Here is a 21661-nt window from a genome sequence, read left to right as displayed (position 1 = left end):
TGTTTCTCCTCACCGGCAGGTACGTGCCGGACGATCCGTAGTGATGGAAGTGGCGGAATGAACCGCCATGACCCGTCTTTGGGTCGGGATCAGTATGACATGAACCGCGGCACCTGGGTATTTCTCAGCCTGGCTGGTTAACATCGAATCTGGCCGCGCATCGCGGCGGTTGTCGCCCAGAGCGACGATCGGGGCCAACCCGGACCCCCTGAGACTCAAGAGGAACGATGTCGAGCGACGAAACGCCGAACGTCCCCACGCCTCGCAATTCTCGCGAGGCCGTGCGGGAGAAGGCCCAGCAGGTGCACGCCCAGCAGTCCAGGGCGCGGCTCATGCGACGGATCATCATCGGCGCGGTCGCCGTTGTCGCGGTCGGGGCGATCGGCACAGCGGTCACCCTCGCGGTCTCCGCCCAGGTGTCGAAGCCGCAGCTCACCCCCACCGGGATGGAAGCCGACGGCGTCACCGTGAACGACATCGCTGCCATCGCCGCGTCGGACGAGTCGCTCACCACTCCTGCCCCCGAGGCCACCGAGTCCGGAGACAAGGCCACACCGACGCCGGAGCCCACGACGTCGCAGAAGGTCGACATCCACATCTACGTGGACTACCTCTCGCCCGACGCCGGGGAGTTCGAGCGCGCGAATGCGCGTCAGCTCGCCAGTTGGATCACCGAGGGTGCCGTCTCGGTCACCTACCACCCGGTCGCCCTCCTCACGGCGAGCTCGAACGGCACCAAGTACTCGCTGCGGTCCGCGGCAGCAGCCGCCTGCGTCGCCACGCACTCGCCGGCGCAGTTCTACGCGTTCAACCACGATCTGCTCGACGACCAACCGGAGGTCGGCAGCGACGGACTCTCCGACGCCGATCTGGCGAACCTCGCCGGCGCGGTCGGCGTGGACAACGCGAAGGCCGTGCGCTCCTGCATCCAGGACGAGGACTTCGTCACCTGGGCGAAGGACGCCACGACGCGCGCTCTCGAAGGACCGCTCGCAGGCTCCGACGACCTCGCCCTGCAGGCGGCTCCGATGATCGTCGCGAATGGCGAAGCCTACGTTGGCGCCCTCGATGACCCCGCCGAGTTCTCGCAGTTCGTGCTCACGGTCGCGTCCGACGCCTTCTACGAGTCGGAGACCCCGGCGCCGACCGAGACGCCGACGTCGACCGCGACGCCCACCCCCTGATTCGAAGCAGGGCCGGTGCCGTCGCTACACTGGTGGCGGTCCGCCGACTTGGCGCAATTGGTAGCGCACCGCACGTGTAAGACAGTTCATGGCTATTGAAGCGGCGGCAGGTTGCACTCGTTGATCTCGGGTGGGAGCCCTCGCGACCCGGTCCTTCGGGGCCGACACGTTCCACGTCTTCGAGTGTCACAACCTCGGTCGCGGACCAGCACGGTTCCTGTCCTTCACTCGCTGCGGAGCGTGGCCGCGACTGAATCAGGACAATCGCGCAACCAGCATCGTCGGAAGCGGCAGGACCTCAGTGCGCCGGATCAACTTGGTGCGGTGGGTAGCGGCCACCACCAGAAGTCAGGAGCACACGAAGTGTCTCGACGCCTATTGCAGCTCTCGTCGGAGTACGGGGACACGTTCCCCGTCTGGGAGCGCACTCCGGAACTAGATCCCGGCCCGATCGACCCCGACACCTCGGGACTCTCGGAGCAGCTCATCCAAGAACTCGTCTCGTGGAACGCTCGGTGGGAAGCGCTCTTCGTTCAGAATCTGCCCGAGCAGGAAGGTGAGCGGCTGCAATGGACACGGGAAGGTCGCAGCCTCGCCAAGCGAGTTGAGCTCGAGCTCGGCAAAGAGATCGATGTGCACGTCGCTTACGACCCGTGATGGGTGCGTGAGTCAGGCGCAGGCCTCTATCCCTCACGCCGGACAGAACAAGAACGGCTTTCGACAGGACCACGGTCACGCCTTCGGCGCGGACACGGCTGGTGAGGCGGCCGGCGTCGATCCACCGGTATACCTCTGACACGTGGCGGCCGATCAGCGCGGCGGCTTCCTTCGCTATCACCCACTCCTTCGGCCCAGCCACTGGCGGTCTCATTTTCAAGCTGCGGTGAGGGCACGGCGTAGGCTCGGGGCCATGCAGATTGAGTACTTGGCTGGCCTCGTGCCCACGATGTGGCTGACGGTCGCGATCCTCGCGGGTGGATACGCCCGTACTCGCAACAGGTCGGCGTGGACATGGTTCCTCCTCGTGTTCTTCCTGGGCCCGATCGGGGCGTTCCTGCTTGTGGTGTGGCCGCCTGTCGAGAAGCGCTCTGGCGTCTGAGCATCGCGCCACGGGTCGCCCCCTCGGCGACCTCGCACTGCGCATGGAGCGTGACCGCCGCATTGCGTCCGGCGAGTGGCAGGCTGCGCGGGAGAGGCTCGGGATCGGCGGCTACACAGTCCGCTCATTCCGCAAGACCGTCGCTACGGCCGAGTATCTCGGCCGCGCTAAGCCTTCACTGATCACGTACCTGAGCGAGAAGGTCGGAGGCCGGAGGGTGGCGGACGCTCTCGGTGCTGTGTTTCGGTAGACTCTGATCCAGCGTTTACCCAGTGTGAATGTGCGGGGTCTGTGCGGGATCGGCTACCACCGAACTCAAGCAGGTACCCCAAGATCCGCGAACTTCCGCGGCTCGCCGACTTGGCGCAATTGGTAGCGCACCGTACTTGTAATACGGGGGTTGCAGGTTCGAGTCCTGTAGTCGGCACTGTCTGTGATTCCGGTCTCTCGTCGCGCGTGCGCGCGAATCCGAAACACGCCGTCACGAGGAAATACCCGGTAGCCCCGCATCGTTGTCCCGAAGCATGACCCGCATCGGAAACAGTGACCTCGACGTCTTCCCCCTCGCCCTCGGCGGCAACGTGTTCGGCTGGACGGCCGACCGCGATGCATCGTTCGCCGTCCTCGACGCCTTCATCGCGGGAGGCGGTGACTTCGTCGACACGGCTGATTCGTACAGCTCGTGGGTGCCCGGCAACGCGGGCGGGGAGAGCGAGACGATCATCGGGGAATGGCTGGCCTCGAGGAAGCCGTCGGAAGTCGTCGTCGCCACCAAGGTGAGCCAGCATCCGGACTTCTCCGGCCTTTCCGGGTCGAACGTCCGCAGGGCCGCGGAGGCGTCTCTTGCCCGCCTCGGAATCGACGCGATCGATCTCTACTACGCGCACTTCGACGACGAGACCGTTCCGCTCGAGGAGACCGTCGCCGCGTTCGGGAAGCTCGTGACCGACGGCCTCGTCCGCAACGTCGCCGTCTCGAACTACACCGCGGATCGCATCCGCGAGTGGGTCGAGATCGCCGACCGCACGGGCGTCGCCCGCCCGGTCGCCGTGCAGCCGCACTACAACCTCGTGCATCGCAATGTCGTCGAGGAGACGATCATCCCGGTCGCGCAGGAGTTCGGGCTCGGTCTGGTTCCGTACTACTCGCTGGCGAGCGGATTCCTCACGGGCAAGTATCGGTCCACCGATGCCGCCGGCCAGTCCTCGCCGCGCGCGCAGGGAGCGGCCAAGTACGCCACCGAGGCCGGTCTCCGGGTGATCGACGCCCTCGAGGAGGTGGGCCGCGCCCACGACGAATCGATCGCGGCGACGGCGCTCGCGTGGCTGCGCGCTCAGCCGACCGTGGTGGCTCCGATCGCGAGTGCGAGCTCGGTGGAGCAGGTTCCGGATCTGCTCGCGGGCGCCCGACTCGCGCTGTCGGCTGACGAGGTGCAGCTGCTGAACCGCGTCTCGGAGTGGTCGCCGGCTCAGGCCTGACCCGTATCCTTCCTCGCCGCGCCAGGCTCCGCCAGCTCGGCGAGGAAGGACCGCACCACCGGTGTCTCGTTGCCGGGCAGCCAGACAGCGCCCACCTCCCAGGAGGCGTCGCGACCGGAGAGCGGGGTCATGTCCACGCGCGGTGGCGCGATGTTCGTCGCGCTCAGCGGGACGATCGCGATACCGATGCCCGCGGAGACCAGCGCAAGGACCGTCTGGAGGTCGTCGGCTTCCTGGGTGACGACCGGTTGCGCGTCGATTCCGCTCAGATACTGCGAGATCTGTGCGGAGAGCCCCGGTCCTCGGGCGGTCGACAGGCGGACGAGCGGATGCTGCGCCCACCACGCCCCGATCGCCGACCCGTCCCGAGGCGCTTCCCATTCGCGCGGCGTGGCCACGGCGAGCCGATCCGACAACACGGTCATGCTGCGGAGGCCGCCGGGCACAGGCAGGCGCGTGAAGCCGACGTCGAGGTGCCCGGAACCCACCCGCTCCAGCTGCACCAGGGACGACATGTCCTCCAGACGCACCGATACCGCCGGTGACTTCGCGCGGAATCGGGCGACCGCCCGGGGCGCGACACTGATGCTGGACAGACCGAAGCCGACAGACAGGTATCCCTCCTCGCCCGCGGCGATGCGGCTGGCGCGCTGCCGGAACCGAGCGGTGAGGTCCACGATCTCCTGAGCATCCGCGAGCAGAGTCATGCCGACCGCGGTCAACTCCGAGCCGTGTCGGCCGCGACGGAAGAGCGGCGACCCGACGAGGGTCTCCAACTGCTGGATCTGCTTCGTGAGGGCGGGCTGCGTGACGTTGAGCATCGCGGCAGCCTCGCTGAATGAGGAGGATCGCGCGGTGTGCACGAACGCTCGCAGCAGTCGACTTTCCATTCCCCTACCTTATGGTTTGAGGACGATTCGTCATTGGACGTTATGGCCGCGGCCCGCTTGACTGGTCCTGTCCTGAGGGAGAGGAGACCCGATGATCGACGAGAGACCAGGCCTTCGCGTGTCGGTGGTTCAGTTCGAGGCTGTCGCATCCGACAAGGAGGCCAACCTCGCGACGGTGCGCCGCCTCGCGACCCGCGCAGCCGGAGAGGGCGCCGACCTGGTCGTCTTCCCCGAGATGTGCCTGCTCGCGTACTGGCACCTCACCAAGAAGACGACCGAGCAGCTTCGGAATCTGGCGGAGCCGGCCGACGGACACCTCGTCCAGTCGTTGCGACAGATCGCGGCGGACCTCGGCTTGGGCATCGGTGCCGGCTTCCTCGAGTCCGACGGCGAGGCGCTCTACAACTCCTACGCCGTCTGCCTACCCGACGGCACGGTGCACATCCACCGCAAGCTCCATGCGTTCGAGCACCCGGCCGTCTCCAGCGGCGACCATTTCACCGTCTTCGACACTCCGTGGGGAGTGCGGATGGCGATCCTCATCTGCTGGGACAACAATCTGGTCGAGAACGTCCGGGCCGTGACGCTCCTCGGGGCGACGGTGCTGATCGCCCCGCACCAGACCGGCGGCACCAGTTCCCGCAGCCCGCATGGCATGAAGGTCATCCCCGCGAGCCTGTGGCACGGTCGCAAGACGGATCCCGGGGCGCTGCTGGAGGCGGTGAACGGACCATCCGGGCGCGGATGGTTGATGCGATGGCTGCCCTCCCGTGCGCACGACAACGGCATCTTCGTGCTCTTCAGCAACGGCATCGGCGTCGACGACGACGAGATCCGCACTGGCAACGCCATGATCATCGACCCCTACGGCCGCATCGTCGCCGAGACGCCGGTGGCAGACGAGGCTGTGGTGACGGCTGCCCTCGACCTCGATCTGCTGCCGCTCTCGACGGGGCGCCGCTGGCTGCTCGGACGCCGTCCGGAGCTGTACGGAGTTCTGACGCGATCGTCCGGTCTGGAGCGCGACGCGCGCACCGCGCGGCACTCCGACGAGCCGGTTCCGGGCGACTTCCGCATCGCGGCGGACGGCGCTTCCGGCAGCGAGAGTTAGTCGTCCCCGACGAGTCCGAGCCGGTGCGCCAGGATCACGGCGTGGATGCGGTCGCGAGCCTCGAGCTTCGCCAGCACGCGGCCCACGTGAGTCTTCACGGTGGACTCGCCGACGTACAGTGTCTGGGCGATCTCGGCATTGGTCAGTCCACGACCGATCGCCAGGAAGACGTCGCGTTCGCGGTCGGTGAGCTCCGCGAGCCTGGCGCTGTCGGCGGCGTCGGGAGCCGGGGACGCGGCACCGAGCTGCGGCGTCACATGCTCGAGGAGCATCCGCGTGATCCGCGGCGACAGCGCGGCATCGCCCCGATGCACCGCGCGCACCGCCGAGATCATCTCGTGCCGCTGCGCATCCTTCAGCAGGAACCCACTCGCGCCGGCGCGGATCGCGCCGAAGGCGTACTCGTCGAGGTCGAACGTCGTCAGCACCAGCACCTTGGTGTGCGGATGCTGGCGCACGATCGCCTCGGTCGCGGCGATGCCGTCGAGTCCGGGCATCCGGATGTCCATGAGCACGAGATCGGGTGTCAATACTGCGGTCTGGGCGATCGCGTCGCGACCGTCGACCGCTTCCCCGACCACCGTGATGTCGGGTTCGGCCTCGAGCACCATCCGGAAGCCCACACGGATCAGCTCCTGATCGTCTACCAGCAGTATTCTGATCGATTCGGTCATGCGGGATCCTTCGTCGATGAGTCGGGGCTGGCCGCGGCCTTCCCTGACGTGGGCAGGTCGGCGCGCAGCATCCAACGACCGCCGTCGGCCGGGGCGGAGCTGACGCTGCCGTTGACGTGGGCGGCGCGCTCCGCGAGGCCGCGCACGCCGAAGCCGTCGGACCCGATCGGGCCGGTGACGCCATCGTTCACGATCTCGATCGTCACGGTCTCGGGCGAGTAGGTGAGCCGCACCGAGATCATCTTCGCGCCGGGAGCGTGCCGCATCGCGTTCGTCACGCCCTCTTGCACGATGCGCCCGATCGCGTGCGCCACGGCGGGGGATACTTCAGCGCTGCCGACCACGGCCAGGGTGATCGGGTACCCCGCGCGCTGGGCGGCAGACACCGTGTCGCGCGGCGGCGTCGGTTCCATCGGTGCCAAGGGAACCGGGGAGTCGTCGGCTCGCAGCACACCGAGCATCGCACGCATCTCGGAGAGCGCACCGCGAGCGGTCTCCGCCGCCGTCGCCGAGGCTTTGCGCGCCTGCTCATGATCGGGGGTCGCGACCGCGCCCTCGGAGAGGGCGACGATGACGGTCAGGGAGTGCGACACGATGTCGTGCATCTCGCGCGCGATCCGGGCGCGCTCGCCCGCCGCAGCGAGCTGCGCCTGCTGGTCCCGCTCGATCAGGAGTTGGCGGGAGCGATCGATGATCGCCGCGAGGTAGCGCTTGCGCTCGCCGACGTTGACGCCCACGAGGGTGCCGATGAGCCCCATCACGACGAACCCCACGAGGGGGTCGATGCCGCCCTGGAGGGTGACGGCGCCGATCCCCATCAGTGGGAACGTCACGACAGCCACGGCTGCGATGCCAACACCGTAAGCGATCCACGCGAGGCGGGAGGATCGGTAGACCGCGACGGCGTAGCACGCCACCAGCACGAGAGCGCTGCCCGCCTCCTGCAGACCGATGACCGCCAGGAGCTCGAGCAGCACCGCGGCGAGGAACGTCACGAGTGGCGCCCTGCGGCGCCACAGCACCGTCAGGCAGGCGAGAACGGCCGACACGGGGGCGACGAAGGCGAAGGCGCCGGACGGCTCCGGCGTCCCAGGAGTGCTCACGCCCACGGTCACGCCCGACGACAGGGACAGCAGGAGGCAGATGGCCGTGATCAGCACGTCGGCGACGACCGGATGCCGGGCCCAGAACCGCCGCAGCATGCCCGGGGGACGCGGAAGCCGCAGTTCCTCGTCCTCACGGATCGAGGCGCTGCGGCTTCGCGTTCTGCTCACGGGGCTGACTCTACGCGTCCCGCGTGCGGAGCACGGCCCACGCGGACAGCAGACCTGCGACGACCCAGCATCCGAGCGTCAGGTAGGCGACGGGGCCGTCCAGACCTGTCCCAGGGATGATGATGCTCTGCGCGGCTGAGGAGGGAAGATATCCGGCAGCATCCATGACCCATCGTCCGCCCTCTCCGGCGATGATGAACATGCTCGCGACGATCGGGAGTACGAAGAGCAGACCGACGGTGGCGGCGATCGCACCCGCGCCCGACCGCAGGAGGAACCCGAAGGCGACACCCAGGAGCGTGAAGATCGCCATCGAGAGCGACGCCGTGAGGATCGGCAGGAACGATGCCGCGGGATCGGACCAGTCGATGCTCTGATCGCGGGTCGACACGATCAGCGTGACGGCGAGCGTGGCCACCGCGAAGATGATCAGCGACGCGACGAACATCACCGCGGCGAGCACCACAGCCTTTGCCGCGAGGACGGAACCGCGCACCGGGTTGGCGGTGAGCGTCGAACGGATCATCCCCGTCGAGTACTCACCGGTGACCGAGATCGCACCGAGGATGCCGGCGAGCAGCATCGTGAACTGGATCGGCGAGACGACCGCCTGGATGGGCGCGAAGCCTGGATCGACGACGTTCTGCGCGATCAGGACGGCGATCGCGACCGTGAGCAGCCCGGTGACGCCGATGGACCACCAGGTGGACCGGAGCGTGGCGAGCTTGACCCACTCGCCGTGCAGCGCGTGGATGAAGGTCAGTCGGTGACGGGTGTCGACTCGCGGCGGAGCGACAGCGGTGGCCTGGGCGGTCATGAGATCTCCTTCGTCCGGTACTCGACCGAGTCGCCGGTGAGGGCGAGGTAGGCGTCTTCCAGCGAACCGGTGGTCGGTGTCAGTTCGTGCAGCGGGATGCCGCGCTGCGCAGCGAGATCGCCGATCCGAGACGCGGGGAGTCCCGCGATGTCGAGGAGATCGGGGGCGGTGCTCACGATCTCGACCTCAGGTCCGGCGACGGCGGTGGCCAGGTCGGCCGCGCGCGGTGTGCGCACGCGCACTGTGTTGGTCGTCCAGGCTCGCACGAGTTCGGCCAGCGGAGCATCCGCCAGGACCTTGCCGCGACCCATCACGATGACGTGGTCGGCGGTCTGCGCCATCTCGCTCATCAGGTGGCTCGAGAGGAGCACGGTGCGCCCCTCGGATGCCGCGTGCCGCACGAACTGACGCACCCAGCGCACGCCCTCCGGGTCGAGTCCGTTGACCGGCTCGTCGAGGATGAGGGTGTGCGGGTCGCCGAGGAGCGCCGAAGCGATACCCAGGCGCTGGCCCATGCCGAGCGAGAACTTGCCTGCCCGCTTGCGGGCGACCGAGCCGATGCCGGCGAGATCGATGACCTCGTCGACCCGCGATGCGGGGATGCCGTGCGTCGCGGCCATCGCCCGGAGGTGATTGCGTGCCGTGCGGCCGGTGTGCACGGCCTTGGCGTCGAGCAGCACGCCCACCTCGGTGAGCGGCGCGCGCAGCTTGCCGTACTCGTTGCCGGCGACGGCGGCGCGGCCGGATGTCGGCCGGTCGAGGCCGACGATCATCCGCATGGTGGTCGATTTGCCGGCGCCGTTCGGACCGAGGAAGCCGGTGACACTGCCCGGCTTGACGGTGAACGACACGTCGTCGACGGCGGTCTTGTCTCCGAACCTCTTCGTGAGGCCTTCTGCTGTGATCATGTGGTCCACGTTACGGACGGCCCCTGGGGCGCCGCGTCCTCCCCAGGTACAGTTCTCGGCGACTCCGGGTCCTCCCGGTGGTGGACGTCGCCGGCGCCCGCGCGACGATCAGGCGCGCGGCCGGGCGCGCACGCGTGCCGCCATCTCGTCGGACGCGACGATCGCCTCGTCGATGATCTCCCTGGTCGGGGGAGCGGTGAGCCAGTCGTGGCTGAGGGATGCGGGGACGAGCAGCGGCATGCGATCGTGCAGGTCGGCGAGGTGCTCCGGTGCCGGACGCATGACGATCGAGTAGCAGGTGAACCAGGCGCCGTCGGCGGTGCGACCGCGCTGGGTGACCGCCGCCATGCCGAACAGCGCGCCGTCATCGACGAGGAACTCGTGCCACTGCCGGGACGGCTTCTGCATCTCGTACCAGCTCGTGGCGGGCACTATCGCGCGCGTCTTGGCGCCGCCGGGCTGATCCTGCAGACGCTCTGAGCGGGTGTTGATCGACGGGAACTTCGCCGGCTCGCCGTTGACGAGGAATCCCCACCAGGCCAGCTCCAGTGTCGGAGCGGCCTCGGGCTGCACGACGATCGGGTTGAGGTTGCGGAGATTCTTGCCGGTGGGGCGCACGGTCTCGCCGGCGTTCTCCTCTGCCCACGTGCGCAGGCCCTCGAGCACCGCGTCGTCAGCCGCGGCGAGGAGTTCCGCGTCGGTGAACCGGGGATCGAGGCCATAGCTCGCGCACATGCCGCCAGCGTAGCCCCGGCCGCCGACATCCGGTCGCGGCGAGCGGGTTCCGCCCCTCGGGTAGGGTCGACGGGTGACCGACGCCCGCCGAATCCCCGCTCCGGTGGCCCTCGGTGGGGCGGTCGCCATCGGCGTGATGACCGCGATCCAGGCCCGCATCAACGGGGTGCTGGGCGTCGCGGTCGACGACGGCATCGTCGCTGGACTCATCTCCTTCGCCGTCGGCCTTCTCGCGCTCGTCATCGTGATCTCGTGCCTCCCGCCCGCGCGTCGCGGAGTCTCCCGGCTGAGTGCTGGCATCCGGCAGCAGCGGATCCCGTTCTGGATGCTGCTCGGCGGCGCCTGCGGCGCCCTCACCGTCTCCACGCAGGGCGTCACCGCCGGAGTACTGGGTGTCTCGCTCTTCACGGTCGGCGTGGTGGCAGGGCAGACGCTGCACGGCCTCGTGCTCGACCGGATCGGGTTCGGGCCCGCCGGCGTCGTCGCCGTCACGCCGGGTCGGGTCGCCGGGGGAGCGCTGGCGCTCGCCGCCGTCGCCATCTCGCTCTCCGGAGATGTGCTCGGTGCGGCGCCGCTGTGGATGCTGCTTCTCCCGTTCGCGGCCGGAGTCGGGATCGCCTGGCAGGCGGCGACCAACGGTCGTCTTGCTCAGCGCGTGCAGTCGCCGCTCGCTGCGACCCTCATGAGTTTCATCGCCGGCACGGTCGTGCTGCTCCTCGCGGCGGGAGTGAGCGTCGCCCTGCGAGGAATGCCCGAGCTTCCGCCCGCCGAGCCCTGGCTGTACCTCGGCGGGTTCCTGGGTGCCGCCTACATCCTGCTCGGGGCGTTCATCGTCGCGCACACTGGAGTGCTCCTGATGGGGCTGGGTTCCGTGCTCGGACAGCTCGCCGCATCCGTCGTCATCGACCTGCTCTGGCCGACCGAGGTCGGGCCAGCACTCTGGCAGATCATCGCCATGGTGATCGTCGCGGTGGCCTCTGTGGTCGTGGCCGTGCCACGTACCCGCCGACGCTGACGGCTACTTCTTTTTCTTCGCCTTCTTGGGGAGGCGCGTGATGAGCTTGCGCGCATCGACAGCCTTGCGCCGGCCCGGCTTTCGGCCCTTCGGCTTGCCGCCGACGTAGAGCCACCCGAGCAGCTCCTCGTCCTTGCCGAGGCCGTGGATCTTGGCGACGGCCTTGGAACGCGTGTAGTGCCCGGTGCGCCAGAGCACGCCCCAGCCGGCCTCATCGAGGAGAAGACTCAGCATGTGGGCGACGCCGGAGGCGACGGCCTCCTGCTCCCAGCGGGGCACCTTCTCGCTCTTGCGGTAGCTCGCGACCACAGCGATGAGCAGCGGTGCGCGCAACGGCTTCGAGGAGGGGCTCTTGTCGCCCTCCGCCTTCGCGATGGCCGCTCCCAGCGCCTCTCTGTCGGATCCGCGCAGCTCGATGAGCCGCCACGGGCGCAACGACGAGTGGTCGGCGACGCGGCCTGCAGCGGTGACGTAGGTGAGGAGCTCTTCCCGAGTCGGAGCCGTGTCCTCGACCTTCGACCAGGACTGACGGGCGCGGACGGCCTCGAGTGCGCTCACGACGCGTCGGGGGTGAAGTTCATCGCGATCGAGTTCATGCAGTAGCGATCGCCGGTCGGCGTGCCGAACCCGTCGGGGAAGACGTGGCCCAGGTGCGAGCCGCAGTTCGCACAGCGGACCTCGGTGCGCTCCATGCCGAGGCTCGTGTCCTCGATGAGCTGCACCGCGTCGGGACGGATCGACTCGTAGAAGCTCGGCCATCCGCATCCGGAGTCGAACTTCGTGCCGCTCTTGAACAGTTCGGCGTCGCATGCGCCGCAGGTATAGAGACCCGAGCGCTTCTCGTCGAGAAGTTCGCCCGTCCAGGCGCGCTCGGTCGCGGCCTGGCGCAGCACGGCGTACTGTTCGTCGCCGAGTTCTTCGCGCCACTCGTCTTCGGTCTTGTCCACGCTGTACGACATGTGTCCTCCTGAGTCCTCTCCATTCTCCATGCTGCGGCGAGGCATCGGGTGCTCCGCGTCACAATGGAGGGATGACGGATGCTGTCCAGGAGCGCTTCGCACGCTTCGCCCGAGACGAGGCGCCCGGTCGCAGTGCTCTGTACGAGGAGTGGGCGGCGGGAGTCGCTGCTGACCGCGAAGTGCAGGGCGTCCTCGCCCGCATCCCCGAGACTCGACGGCAGCCGCCGCTGGTCTTCGCCGTGACGCGTCTGCTCGGCGCCGGACTCGGCGCGTACAGCGACTGGCGGGACTTCGTCCTGGCGCACGCCGACGCGGTCGTCACCGGATGTGCAGCGCGGCAGCTGCAGACGAACGAGCCGCTGCGGCTCGCGGCGCTGCTCCCCGTGCTGTCCGAGATCGAGGGCCCGATCGCGCTGCTCGAGGTCGGCGCCTCGGCCGGGCTCTGCCTCTACCCCGATCGGTACTCGTACCGATACCGCGGATCCGACGGCGCACTGCGCGCGGCTCTCGATCCCGTGGACGGTCCCTCCGCCGTCGTTCTGGAGAGCCGCGTCTCGGGAGCGCTTCCGCCCCTGCGGATGCCGGACGTCGTCTGGCGGGCCGGGATCGATCTCGCGCCCCTCGACGCCGCGGACGAGCACGATCGACGCTGGCTCCGATCCCTGGTGTGGCCCGGCGAGACCGGCCGCGAAGAGCGGATCGACGCCGCGCTCGACATCGCGGCATCCGCTCCTCCCCGTCTCATCGCGGGGGACGCGCTGGCAAGGCTGAGCGCGCTTGTGGACGAGGCGCCGGAAGGCGCCACGCTCGTCGTCACCACGCCCGGAGTGCTCGTGCACATCCCGCGCCCGGAGCGGAACGCGCTCGTCGATCTCCTCGCCCGACTGCCCGCACGATGGATCACCATCGACCCACCCGGACTGCTCGACGTGTGGGAGCCCGCGGTCGACGCCGCGGAGTGGAAGGGATTCGTCGTCGCCATCGACGGCCGGGTCCGCGCTGCCGCGGACCCACTCGGTCGATGGTGGGAGTGGCGCGCGGGTGTGCCGGCGGAACAGCCCTAACCTGGTTCCATGCTCGGAGATCTCACCGAACGCGATCGCGCGATTCTCGCCCTCGAGTCGTCGTGGCCGCGCCACGGCGGCGCGAAGGAAGAGGTCATCCGCGCGCAGCTCGGCATGAGCGCCGCACGCTACTACCAGCTGCTCGGGCGACTGATCGATTCGGACGTCGCCCTCGAATACGACCCGATGCTGGTACGAAGGCTGCGCAGGATCCGCGACTCCCGGGCCGCGCGGCGCACGGCCCGCATGCCCGGATTCGTCGGCTGACCGCACGGCACGACGGGCCGGGGCGGGGATTGACAGGCGCGTGCCGCTAGCATCGAGGGGTGTCTCAGCCAAACCGTGATCGTTTCGATGACGTCCCCCGCTCCTCAGGACGCGTAGGGGCGCACCGCGCCGAAGCCCCGGGCATGAACGGCTGGGTCGTGCTGCTGTGGTCGTTCGTCGCCGCACTCGTCCTCATCATCGCCGGGATCTTCGGCGCGCTCGTGGTGATGGACCGCATCACGCTGTTCCCCGACGCGCAGCCCTCCGCGACGCCCACGCCGGAGGAGACTGGGGTCGTCGACACCACGATCACGGTGATGATCCTCAACGGCACCCCCGACGACGAGCTCGACACGCAGATGCGCGACACCCTGATCAACAACGGGTGGACGGCGGACAAGGTCCTCGCGACCCCGAGCGACACCGAGGACTTCGCTGCGACGACGGTGTTCTACGTCGACGCAGAGGACGAGCTCGCAGCGATCGGTCTCGCCCATGTGCTCGGCGGCGCGGCGGTGCAGCAGAGCGACTTCTACGCCACGCTGAACGACACCGGCGGGAAGCAGCTCACCGTCGTGATCGGCCTCGATCGGTCAACCTCCGCGCCCGAGACGCCCGCCGAGACACCCGCCTCCTGACGTCCGGATGTGCGCGGTATCGCGCGGCTTGCACTCGAAGGTGTCGAGTGCCAGAATGGCGTTAGCACTCTCATACTCTGAGTGCTAAACCCAACGTCTACGTCCAGGAGGGACGAAAAAACTCATGGCAAAGATCATTGCTTTCGATGAGGAGGCCCGCCGCGGCCTCGAGCGCGGTCTCAACATCCTCGCCGACGCGGTCAAGGTGACCCTCGGCCCGCGTGGCCGCAACGTCGTCCTCGAGAAGAAGTGGGGCGCTCCCACGATCACGAACGACGGTGTCTCCATCGCCAAGGAGATCGAGCTCGACGACCCGTACGAGAAGATCGGCGCGGAGCTCGTCAAGGAGGTCGCCAAGAAGACCGACGACGTCGCGGGCGACGGAACCACCACCGCCACGGTGCTCGCTCAGGCGCTGGTCCGCGAGGGCCTTCGCAACGTCGCCGCCGGCGCCGACCCGATCTCGCTCAAGCGCGGCATCGAGAAGGCCGTCGCCGCGATCACCGAGGAGCTGCTCGCCAGCGCCAAGGAAATCGACTCCAAGGAGCAGATCGCCGCGACCGCTTCCATCTCGGCTGCTGACCCCGCCATCGGCGAGCTCATCGCCGAGGCGATCGACAAGGTCGGCAAGGAGGGTGTCGTCACCGTCGAGGAGTCGCAGACCTTCGGCACCGAGCTCGAGCTCACCGAGGGCATGCGGTTCGACAAGGGCTACCTGAACCCGTACTTCGTCACCGACCCCGACCGCCAGGAAGCCGTCTTCGAAGACGCGTACATCCTGATCGCGAACCAGAAGATCTCCAACATCAAGGACCTTCTGCCCATCGTCGACAAGGTGATCCAGGACGGCAAGGAGCTCGTCATCATCGCCGAGGACGTCGAGGGCGAGGCTCTCGCGACGCTCGTGCTCAACAAGCTCAAGGGCATCTTCAAGTCGGTCGCCGTCAAGGCTCCCGGCTTCGGAGACCGCCGCAAGGCGCAGCTGCAGGACATCGCGATCCTCACCGGTGGTCAGGTCATCACCGAAGAGGTCGGCCTGAAGCTCGAGAACGCCACGCTCGACCTGCTGGGTCGTGCACGCAAGGTCATCGTCACGAAGGACGAGACCACGATCGTCGAGGGCGCCGGCGAGGCCGACCAGATCGAGGGTCGCGTCACGCAGATCCGTCGCGAGATCGAGAACACCGACAGCGACTACGACCGCGAGAAGCTGCAGGAGCGCCTGGCGAAGCTCGCCGGTGGCGTGGCCGTCATCAAGGCGGGTGCGGCGACTGAGGTCGAGCTCAAGGAGCGCAAGCACCGCATCGAGGACGCCGTCCGCAACGCGAAGGCTGCCGTGGAAGAGGGCATCGTCCCCGGTGGTGGCGTCGCGCTCATCCAGTCGGGCACGAAGGCTCTCGACGCTCTCACGCTCACGGGCGACGAGGCGACCGGTGCGAACATCGTCCGCGTCGCGATCGAGGCTCCGCTCAAGCAGATCGCGCTGAACGCCGGTCTCGAGCCGGGTGTCGTCGCGAACAAGGTCTCCGAGCTTCCCTCGGGCCAGGGCCTGAACGCGGCAACGGGCGAGTACGTCGACATGTTCGCCGCCGGCATCATCGACCCGGCGAAGGTGACCCGCTCGGCTCTGCAGAACGCAGCCTCGATCGCGGCCCTCTTCCTCACCACCGAGGTCGTCGTCGCCGACAAGCCCGAGAAGGCTTCGGCTCCGATGGGTGACCCGTCGGGCGGCATGGACTTCTGACGCTTCCCCGCGCTCAGCGACCCCGTCGCAGACAGAACGCCCCCGGCTTCGGCCGGGGGCGTTCTGCGTGTCAGGACAGTCGAACGACCGCTGCGCCCGGGCGGGTCAGCGGAACAGGCTCGCCGAGTACTGGTCGGCGTCGGCGTACTGCGTGGCAGCGGAACCGAGCGAGGTGCCGATCGAGTCGAGGACCTGCTCGACGTGCAGCTGTGCGCCCTGCCACTGCTCGGCACACCCCTGGAACGCCGTCGACGCGCTGCCGACCCACGACGACTGCAGCTGCCGGAGCTGGGCCATCAGGGTCGCCGATTCGCTGCGCAGCCGCTCCATGGTGGCGCGGGTGGCAGCATGGGCGGCCTGGACGGCTTCGGTGTCGACGGTGAAGACAGACATGGGAACTCCTTCTGGTTGGGGTTCCGACGCTAGGGCGGCACGCGCCGTCGCATCCGCCGCCGTCGGGCGATCGCCCACTCCCTGTGCGCAACCGAGCGGCGGTGCTGACTGTGCAGGACGCCCTAGAGGTCGAGTCGGTCGAGCGGCTGCGTGTCTTCGAGCAGGTGCGCAGGCGTCGCGCGCGACGGAGCCAGCGGGAGCGTGACGGTGAAGGTCGCTCCGCCGCCCGCGGTCTCCGAGACGGCGACGGATCCGTGCAGCGCCTTCACGATCGACGCAACGATCGCGAGTCCGAGACCGGAGCCCCCGGTCTCCCGCGCGCGGGAGGTGTCGGCGCGCCAGAACCTCTCGAAGATCTGCTCGCGGATCTGCGGCGGGATGCCCTCGCCGTGGTCGACGACCGCGATGCTCCCGGTGCCGCGGACCCGATCCGAGTCGACGACGATCTCGATCGGGCCGTCTTCGGGGGAGAAGCGGCGCGCATTGCCGAGGAGGTTCGTGACCACCTGGCGCACCTTGTTCTCCTCGCCGAGCACGATCGGCGGAGTGCGAACGGGGATGTCCGGAATCTCGGTGAAGTCGATCGCGGGTGGCTGCTCGGGTTGCCGAGGGCGGCGGCGCAGCCGCGCGAGAGTGCCCCGGGAGAGGCCGCGCGGGGCGTGTGCGGCCGCAGGCGCCGACGCCTGCGGGGGAAGCCTCAGCGTCGTCTGCACGGTCGCCGTGTCCACGACCTCGACGGTCCGGTCGATCACCGTCACGGTGCGCCCCGGCGCCGCGGCGCGCAGGTCGAGGGCTGCGTCGCGGGCGATGGGGCGCAGATCGAGCGGCTCGATCTCCGGCTCGCGTTCCTCATCCAGTCGGGCGAGGGCGAGCAGATCCTCCACGAGGACGCCCATCCGGATCGCCTCCTTCTCGATGCGCTCCATCGCGCGCGCGGTGTCTTCCTCGCCCTTGATCGCGCCCATCCGATACAGCTCCGCATAGCCGCGCACGCTGACCAGCGGAGTGCGCAGCTCGTGGCTGGCATCGCCGATGAAGCGTCGCATGTGCTGCACCGTACGATCGCGCTGTGCGAGTGAGCCGTCGACGCGGTCGAGCATCGTGTTGATCGCGCCGTTGAGTCGGCCGACCTCCGTGGTCGGTTCGAGATCCGTGAGCCGCTGCCGGAAGTCTCCGGCGGCGATCGACATGGCAGTGGCCTCGACCTGGCCGAGTCGACGGAACGTGAGCGTGACCAGGCCGCGAGTCAGGAGCGCGGCGATGAAGATCGTGATCAGCGCGATCGTGATGTAGATGCCGAAGTACAGGCTGATGATGCGATCGACCTCGGCCAGCGGCATCGCGACCAGCTGGGTTCGCAGACCGCCGGCGCCGCCGTCACCCCCGACCGTCGCGACCGCGGCGCGGTAGCGCGAGTCGTCCACCCCGGGGAGGTCGAAGACCGTGTCGGCTTCGGACTGCGCCTTCTGCAGGGAGTAGCTCGCCGGGAACTGGGGCCTCGCAACGCCCGAACCGCCCGTGGTGGCCTGCAGCACGCCCTCGGCGTCGTAGATCGCGAAGGCGAAGTCGCGCGGCTGCTGGTCGCGCGGGGTGTAGACCGTGTCGCCGTCGACGTCCGCCGTGTCGAAGTAGCGGTCCACCAGATCGCTGGAGACGAGCGCGGGAAGCTGGGCCTCGATGTTCCCCACGAGCGCGGAGCGCAGGATCGGGACGGTGCCGATTCCGGCGACGAGCAGACCGAGCGCGAGCACGGCGACGGTGACGCCGGTGACCTTGGCGCGAAGGCTGGTCCGCCGCCACCAGCCGGTGACCGCATCGGGATTGTGCGCCATGCGGTCCTCCCGGGTTCGGCGTCACCGCCGGCGGAGCGGCGTCGATGGTGTCGCGGTCGATCAGACCGTCTTGCCGACCTTGAGCATGTAGCCGAAGCCACGCTTGGTCTGGATGAGCGATTCCTCGGTGTGCGGGTCGATCTTGCGTCGCAGGTAGGAGATGTAGCTCTCCACGATGCCGGCGTCGCCGTTGAAGTCGTACTCCCAGACGTGGTCGAGGATCTGCGCCTTCGAGAGCACGCGGTTCGGGTTCAGCATCAGATACCGCAGCAGTTTGAACTCGGTCGGGCTGAGCTCGATCGCCTCCTTGCCGACGTGCACGTCGTGGGTGTCCTGATCCATCGCCAGCTCGCCGGCGCGGATGATCGACTCCTCATCGGCTTGCATCGTGCGACGGAGGATCGCCTGCGCTCGGGCGACGATCTCATCGAGGCTGAACGGCTTGGTGACGTAGTCGTCACCGCCGGCGTTGAGTCCCTCGATCTTGTCGTCGGTGCCGTCCTTCGCGGTGAGGAACAGGATGGGGGCGGTGAACCCGGCGCCGCGGAGGCGCTTGGTCACGCTGAATCCGTTCATGTCCGGCAGCATGACGTCGAGGATGATGAGGTCGGGCTCCTCTTCGAGGACGGCCGAGATCGTGGCGGCGCCATTGGCGACGGTCTTCACCTGGAATCCGGCGAAGCTGAGGCCTGTGGAGAGCAGGTCACGGATGTTCGGCTCGTCATCGACGACCAGGATGCGCGCAGCAGTCATGACCCCATTATGGTGACTTCGGCCATGGGGATGCTGACATTGTCCGGAACGGCGCGGAGTCGGGGCTCCTCCGCGACGCTGTCCGTCCGTCGGCGGGCGGGATATCCTCCCGCGGTCGGATGCGTCGAACCAGCCGTTTGGCAAGGATGGAGGCATGAGCTCGCACGAGGACGACACCGCCGCCCCCGCATCCGCCGATCAGATCGCGTTCCACCGTCTGGCTCGTCTCCGGCCGCGCTATCGCTGGTGGCGGATGCTGCTCACGGGACTCCTCGGCATCGCTCTGTACTCGGCGATCATGCTTCTCCTGATCGTGCCGTTGGGGATCATGGCGGCGATCATCCCGGAGTGGGGCGTCGAGGTGCAGACGCTCCTGACCACCACGGAGTACTTCGACCTCGATCGCCCCTGGCTGCTGGTGGCGCTGGTGCTCCCGCTGATCCTGATGATCCCCGCACTGTTCGCGGCCTCGCGCATCGTCGAGGGTCGCGGCATCGGGCTGCTGTCTTCGGTCACGGGGCGGCTGCGTCTCGGTTGGCTGGGCAAGAGCCTGCTGCTCGCGGGTGCGGTGTTCGTCGCCTATTTCGCGGTGCTGCTGGGATGGTCGGCCGCGACCGGCGAGAGCATCGCCCCGGACTTCTCGCATCCGAACCTGGGGATCATGGTCGTGCTCGTCCTGCTGCTGATCCCGTTCCAGGCGGCCGCCGAGGAGTATGTCTTCCGCGGCTATCTGATGCAGCTGGTGGGCGGCTGGTTGCGCCACCCTGCCTTCGCCATTCTGCTGCCCGTCCCGCTGTTCGTGTTCGCGCACGGGTACGACATCTGGGGTGCCGCCAGCGTCGGGGTGTTCGCTGCGGTCGCCGCCTGGCTGACGTGGCGGACCGGTGGTCTCGAAGCCGCGATCGCGCTGCACATCGTCAACAACGTCTTCATCTTCCTGTTCGGGTCGCTCGGGATGGTCGACGCGAACGCCACCTCCGGCACGCCGATCGACCTGCTCGCCTCCACGGTGGCGATGGTCGTGTTCGCGCTGCTCGCCGATCGCTGGGCGAAGCGGCTCGGCATCGCGCGGACCGCGAAGGCGCGGCCGACTGCAGCGTCCGTCGGCGCGAACGGCACCCATCGCCTGGACGCCGTCTTCCACGGCTGAACCGCGAGCGGATCAGCCAACCAGGTCAGGCTGCGATGGCGTCGGCGTCCATGATCGTGTAGCTGTAGCCCTGCTCGGCGAGGAACCGCTGCCGATTCTGGGCGTAGTCCTGATCGATGGTGTCGCGAGCGACGAGCGTGTAGAAGCTCGCTGTGTGCCCCGATTCCTTCGGACGCAGCAGGCGTCCGAGTCGCTGCGCCTCCTCCTGGCGCGACCCGAAGGATCCGGAGACCTGGATGGCGACGGATGCTTCCGGCAGGTCGATCGAGAAGTTCGCCACCTTCGACACCACGAGCAGGGAGATGGACCCTTCGCGGAAGGCCTGGTACAGCTCCTCCCGCTCATCCACGGGCGTCGCGCCGGTGATCTGCGGGGCGTTGAGCGCCTCGGAGAGCGTCTCGAGCTGGTCGAGGTACTGCCCGATCACGAGGATCCGCTCGCCCTCGTGCTTGGCGATCAGCTCGCGGACGGCCTGCACCTTCGCGGGCGCGGACGCCGCCAGTCGGTACCGTTCGTCGTCCGTGGCCGCCGCATACTCGAGGCGGTCGCTCGGCGGCAGGTCGACGCGCACCTCGTAGCACGCGGCGGGGGAGATGAACCCCTGCGCCTCGATCTGCTTCCACGGTGCATCGAACCGCTTCGGGCCGATCAGGCTGAAAACGTCGCCCTCCCGGCCGTCCTCCCGCACGAGAGTGGCAGTCAGCCCGATGCGACGACGGGCTTGCAGGTCGGCGGTCAGCTTGAACACCGGAGCCGGCAGCAGATGCACCTCGTCGTACACGATGAGACCCCAGTCGAGCGCGTCGAGCAGCGCCAGATGCGCGTACTCGCCCTTCCGCTTCGCCGTGAGGATCTGGTAGGTCGCGATCGTGACCGGCTTGACCTCCTTGGCCTGCCCGGAGTATTCGCCGATCTCCTCGGCCGTCAGGCTGGTGCGCTTGAGCAGCTCGTCGCGCCACTGGCGGGCGGAGACCGTGTTCGTCACGAGGATGAGCGTGGTCGTCTTGGTCGCAGCCATGGCGCCGGCGCCCACGATCGTCTTGCCCGCGCCGCAGGGGAGGACCACGACCCCGGAACCATCCTTGGAGAACGCATCGACGGCATCCTGCTGATACGGGCGGATGTGCCAGCCGTCTTCGGCGAGGTCGATGTCGTGCGGCGTACCGGGGGTGTAGCCGGCGAGGTCTTCCGCGGGCCAGCCGATCTTCAGCAGCTCCTGCTTGATCTGACCGCGGGCCCAGGCGTCGACGACGAACGTCTCGGGGTTCGGATGCCCGATGAGCAATGGCTGGATGCGCTTGTTGTTCGCGACCTGGGCCAGCACCGCCGGATCCGTGGAGCGCAGGATGAGGGTGCCCTCGTCGTCCCGCTCGATGACGAGCCGTCCGTACCTGTTGACGGTCTCGCGCAGATCGACCGCGACGGAGGGCGGCACGGGGAAGCGGGACCAGCGATCCAGGGTCTCCAACATGTCCTCGGCGGTGTGGCCGGCGGCCCTGGCGTTCCAGAGACCGAGACGTGTGATCCGGTAGGTGTGGATGTGCTCGGGCGCGCGCTCCAGCTCGGCGAAGATCGCGAGCTCGTGGCGGGCGCTCTCGGCATCGGCGTGGGCGACTTCGAGCAGCACGGTGCGATCGCTCTGGACGATCAGGGGGCCATCAGACATAGCTCACCAG

The 21661-nt window shown here is 68.5% G+C and carries 23 protein-coding genes and 1 tRNA gene; 12 read left to right on the top strand and 12 right to left on the bottom strand.

Going from position 1 to position 21661, the window contains the following annotated elements; translation table 11 throughout:
- The first annotated feature begins 227 nt into the window (after positions 1–227).
- The 5 genes from V5D55_RS00330 (at position 228) to V5D55_RS00310 (ending at position 3761) form a co-directional block, all read left to right on the top strand.
- Positions 228–1184 carry a DsbA family protein gene (locus tag V5D55_RS00330; protein WP_435746537.1) on the top strand — a complete coding sequence of 319 codons (957 nt, stop codon included), beginning with the start codon at positions 228–230 and terminating at the stop codon, positions 1182–1184.
- 363 nt (positions 1185–1547) lie between these two features.
- Complete coding sequence (locus tag V5D55_RS00325) at positions 1548–1841, top strand: hypothetical protein (protein WP_435746535.1); 294 nt, start codon at positions 1548–1550, stop codon at positions 1839–1841.
- 253 nt (positions 1842–2094) lie between these two features.
- Entirely contained in the window at positions 2095–2283 is a 189-nt protein-coding gene (locus tag V5D55_RS00320; RefSeq protein WP_435746533.1) for a hypothetical protein, read from the top strand.
- A 354-nt stretch (positions 2284–2637) separates the two neighbouring features.
- Positions 2638–2710 (top strand) — tRNA-Thr (locus V5D55_RS00315).
- A 97-nt stretch (positions 2711–2807) separates the two neighbouring features.
- Complete coding sequence (locus V5D55_RS00310) at positions 2808–3761, top strand: aldo/keto reductase (protein ID WP_435746531.1); 954 nt, start codon at positions 2808–2810, stop codon at positions 3759–3761.
- On the opposite strand, the gene V5D55_RS00305 is transcribed toward V5D55_RS00310, so the two are convergent.
- Complete coding sequence (locus V5D55_RS00305; RefSeq protein ID WP_435746529.1) at positions 3752–4651, bottom strand: LysR family transcriptional regulator; 900 nt, start codon at positions 4649–4651, stop codon at positions 3752–3754. The two genes, V5D55_RS00310 and V5D55_RS00305, sit on opposite strands and share 10 nt — an antisense overlap.
- A 91-nt stretch (positions 4652–4742) precedes the next feature.
- Between V5D55_RS00305 and V5D55_RS00300 the strand changes: the two genes are divergently transcribed.
- Positions 4743–5762, top strand: a complete 1020-nt coding sequence (locus V5D55_RS00300) for a nitrilase-related carbon-nitrogen hydrolase (RefSeq protein WP_435746527.1) — start codon at positions 4743–4745, stop codon at positions 5760–5762.
- On the opposite strand, the gene V5D55_RS00295 is transcribed toward V5D55_RS00300, so the two are convergent.
- The 5 genes from V5D55_RS00295 to V5D55_RS00275 form a co-directional block, all read right to left on the bottom strand.
- Entirely contained in the window at positions 5759–6436 is a 678-nt protein-coding gene (locus tag V5D55_RS00295; RefSeq protein WP_435746525.1) for a response regulator transcription factor, read from the bottom strand. The two genes, V5D55_RS00300 and V5D55_RS00295, sit on opposite strands and share 4 nt — an antisense overlap.
- Entirely contained in the window at positions 6433–7710 is a 1278-nt protein-coding gene (locus V5D55_RS00290) for a sensor histidine kinase (RefSeq protein WP_435746523.1), read from the bottom strand. The genes V5D55_RS00295 and V5D55_RS00290 overlap by 4 nt, the downstream gene beginning before the upstream one ends.
- A gap of 10 nt (positions 7711–7720) precedes the next feature.
- A complete protein-coding gene (locus V5D55_RS00285; RefSeq protein WP_435746521.1) occupies positions 7721–8527 on the bottom strand; it encodes an ABC transporter permease subunit in 807 nt (268 codons plus the stop codon).
- Complete coding sequence (locus V5D55_RS00280) at positions 8524–9435, bottom strand: ABC transporter ATP-binding protein (RefSeq protein WP_435746519.1); 912 nt, start codon at positions 9433–9435, stop codon at positions 8524–8526. Before V5D55_RS00280 ends, V5D55_RS00285 begins: the two co-directional genes overlap by 4 nt.
- Positions 9436–9543: 108 nt before the next feature.
- Complete coding sequence (locus tag V5D55_RS00275) at positions 9544–10170, bottom strand: SOS response-associated peptidase family protein (protein WP_435746517.1); 627 nt, start codon at positions 10168–10170, stop codon at positions 9544–9546.
- Positions 10171–10273: 103 nt separating this feature from the next.
- Between V5D55_RS00275 and V5D55_RS00270 the strand changes: the two genes are divergently transcribed.
- Positions 10274–11185 (top strand): DMT family transporter, encoded by a 912-nt coding sequence (locus tag V5D55_RS00270; protein ID WP_435749231.1) that lies wholly within the window; start codon positions 10274–10276, stop codon positions 11183–11185.
- Between the two features lie 3 nt (positions 11186–11188).
- Here V5D55_RS00270 and V5D55_RS00265 read toward each other — a convergent pair whose 3' ends face one another.
- Both V5D55_RS00265 and msrB read right to left on the bottom strand, forming a co-directional pair.
- Entirely contained in the window at positions 11189–11743 is a 555-nt protein-coding gene (locus V5D55_RS00265; protein WP_435746515.1) for a nitroreductase family protein, read from the bottom strand.
- Positions 11740–12144 (bottom strand): peptide-methionine (R)-S-oxide reductase MsrB, encoded by a 405-nt coding sequence (gene msrB, locus V5D55_RS00260; protein ID WP_435746513.1) that lies wholly within the window; start codon positions 12142–12144, stop codon positions 11740–11742. Before msrB ends, V5D55_RS00265 begins: the two co-directional genes overlap by 4 nt.
- A gap of 71 nt (positions 12145–12215) precedes the next feature.
- Here msrB and V5D55_RS00255 point away from each other — a divergent pair, with 71 nt between their 5' ends.
- The 4 genes from V5D55_RS00255 (at position 12216) to groL (ending at position 15857) form a co-directional block, all read left to right on the top strand.
- The gene (locus tag V5D55_RS00255) at positions 12216–13208 is read left to right on the top strand and encodes a DUF2332 domain-containing protein (protein ID WP_435746511.1); all 993 of its coding nucleotides are present in this window, start codon (positions 12216–12218) and stop codon (positions 13206–13208) included.
- A 9-nt stretch (positions 13209–13217) separates the two neighbouring features.
- A complete protein-coding gene (locus tag V5D55_RS00250) occupies positions 13218–13475 on the top strand; it encodes a DUF3263 domain-containing protein (RefSeq protein WP_435746509.1) in 258 nt (85 codons plus the stop codon).
- 59 nt (positions 13476–13534) lie between these two features.
- The gene (locus tag V5D55_RS00245) at positions 13535–14113 is read left to right on the top strand and encodes a LytR C-terminal domain-containing protein (protein WP_435746507.1); all 579 of its coding nucleotides are present in this window, start codon (positions 13535–13537) and stop codon (positions 14111–14113) included.
- A gap of 124 nt (positions 14114–14237) precedes the next feature.
- The gene (groL, locus tag V5D55_RS00240; protein WP_435746505.1) at positions 14238–15857 is read left to right on the top strand and encodes a chaperonin GroEL; all 1620 of its coding nucleotides are present in this window, start codon (positions 14238–14240) and stop codon (positions 15855–15857) included.
- Positions 15858–15962: 105 nt separating this feature from the next.
- Here the strand turns inward: groL and V5D55_RS00235 are convergent, their stop codons facing one another.
- From V5D55_RS00235 to V5D55_RS00225, 3 genes are all read right to left on the bottom strand, one after another.
- Positions 15963–16250, bottom strand: a complete 288-nt coding sequence (locus V5D55_RS00235) for a WXG100 family type VII secretion target (RefSeq protein ID WP_435746503.1) — start codon at positions 16248–16250, stop codon at positions 15963–15965.
- Between the two features lie 122 nt (positions 16251–16372).
- Positions 16373–18082 carry a sensor histidine kinase gene (locus V5D55_RS00230; protein WP_435746501.1) on the bottom strand — a complete coding sequence of 570 codons (1710 nt, stop codon included), beginning with the start codon at positions 18080–18082 and terminating at the stop codon, positions 16373–16375.
- Between the two features lie 60 nt (positions 18083–18142).
- Positions 18143–18835 carry a response regulator transcription factor gene (locus tag V5D55_RS00225; protein ID WP_435746499.1) on the bottom strand — a complete coding sequence of 231 codons (693 nt, stop codon included), beginning with the start codon at positions 18833–18835 and terminating at the stop codon, positions 18143–18145.
- 154 nt (positions 18836–18989) lie between these two features.
- On the opposite strand from V5D55_RS00225, the gene V5D55_RS00220 reads away from it, so the two are divergent.
- Positions 18990–19985, top strand: coding sequence for a lysostaphin resistance A-like protein (locus V5D55_RS00220; RefSeq protein ID WP_435746497.1), 996 nt, complete (start codon positions 18990–18992; stop codon positions 19983–19985).
- 25 nt (positions 19986–20010) lie between these two features.
- Here V5D55_RS00220 and V5D55_RS00215 read toward each other — a convergent pair whose 3' ends face one another.
- On the bottom strand, positions 20011–21651 hold the full coding sequence (locus V5D55_RS00215) for a DNA repair helicase XPB (RefSeq protein ID WP_435746495.1): 1641 nt from the start codon (positions 21649–21651) through the stop codon (positions 20011–20013).
- Between the last annotated feature and the right edge of the window lie 10 nt (positions 21652–21661).

It is taken from the genome of Microbacterium sp. PMB16, from assembly GCF_051294855.1.
In the GTDB taxonomy this organism is placed as follows: Bacteria; Actinomycetota; Actinomycetes; order Actinomycetales; family Microbacteriaceae; genus Microbacterium.
The sequence above is the reverse complement of the archived record's forward strand: the minus strand, read 5'-3'. Positions and strand labels throughout refer to the sequence as shown.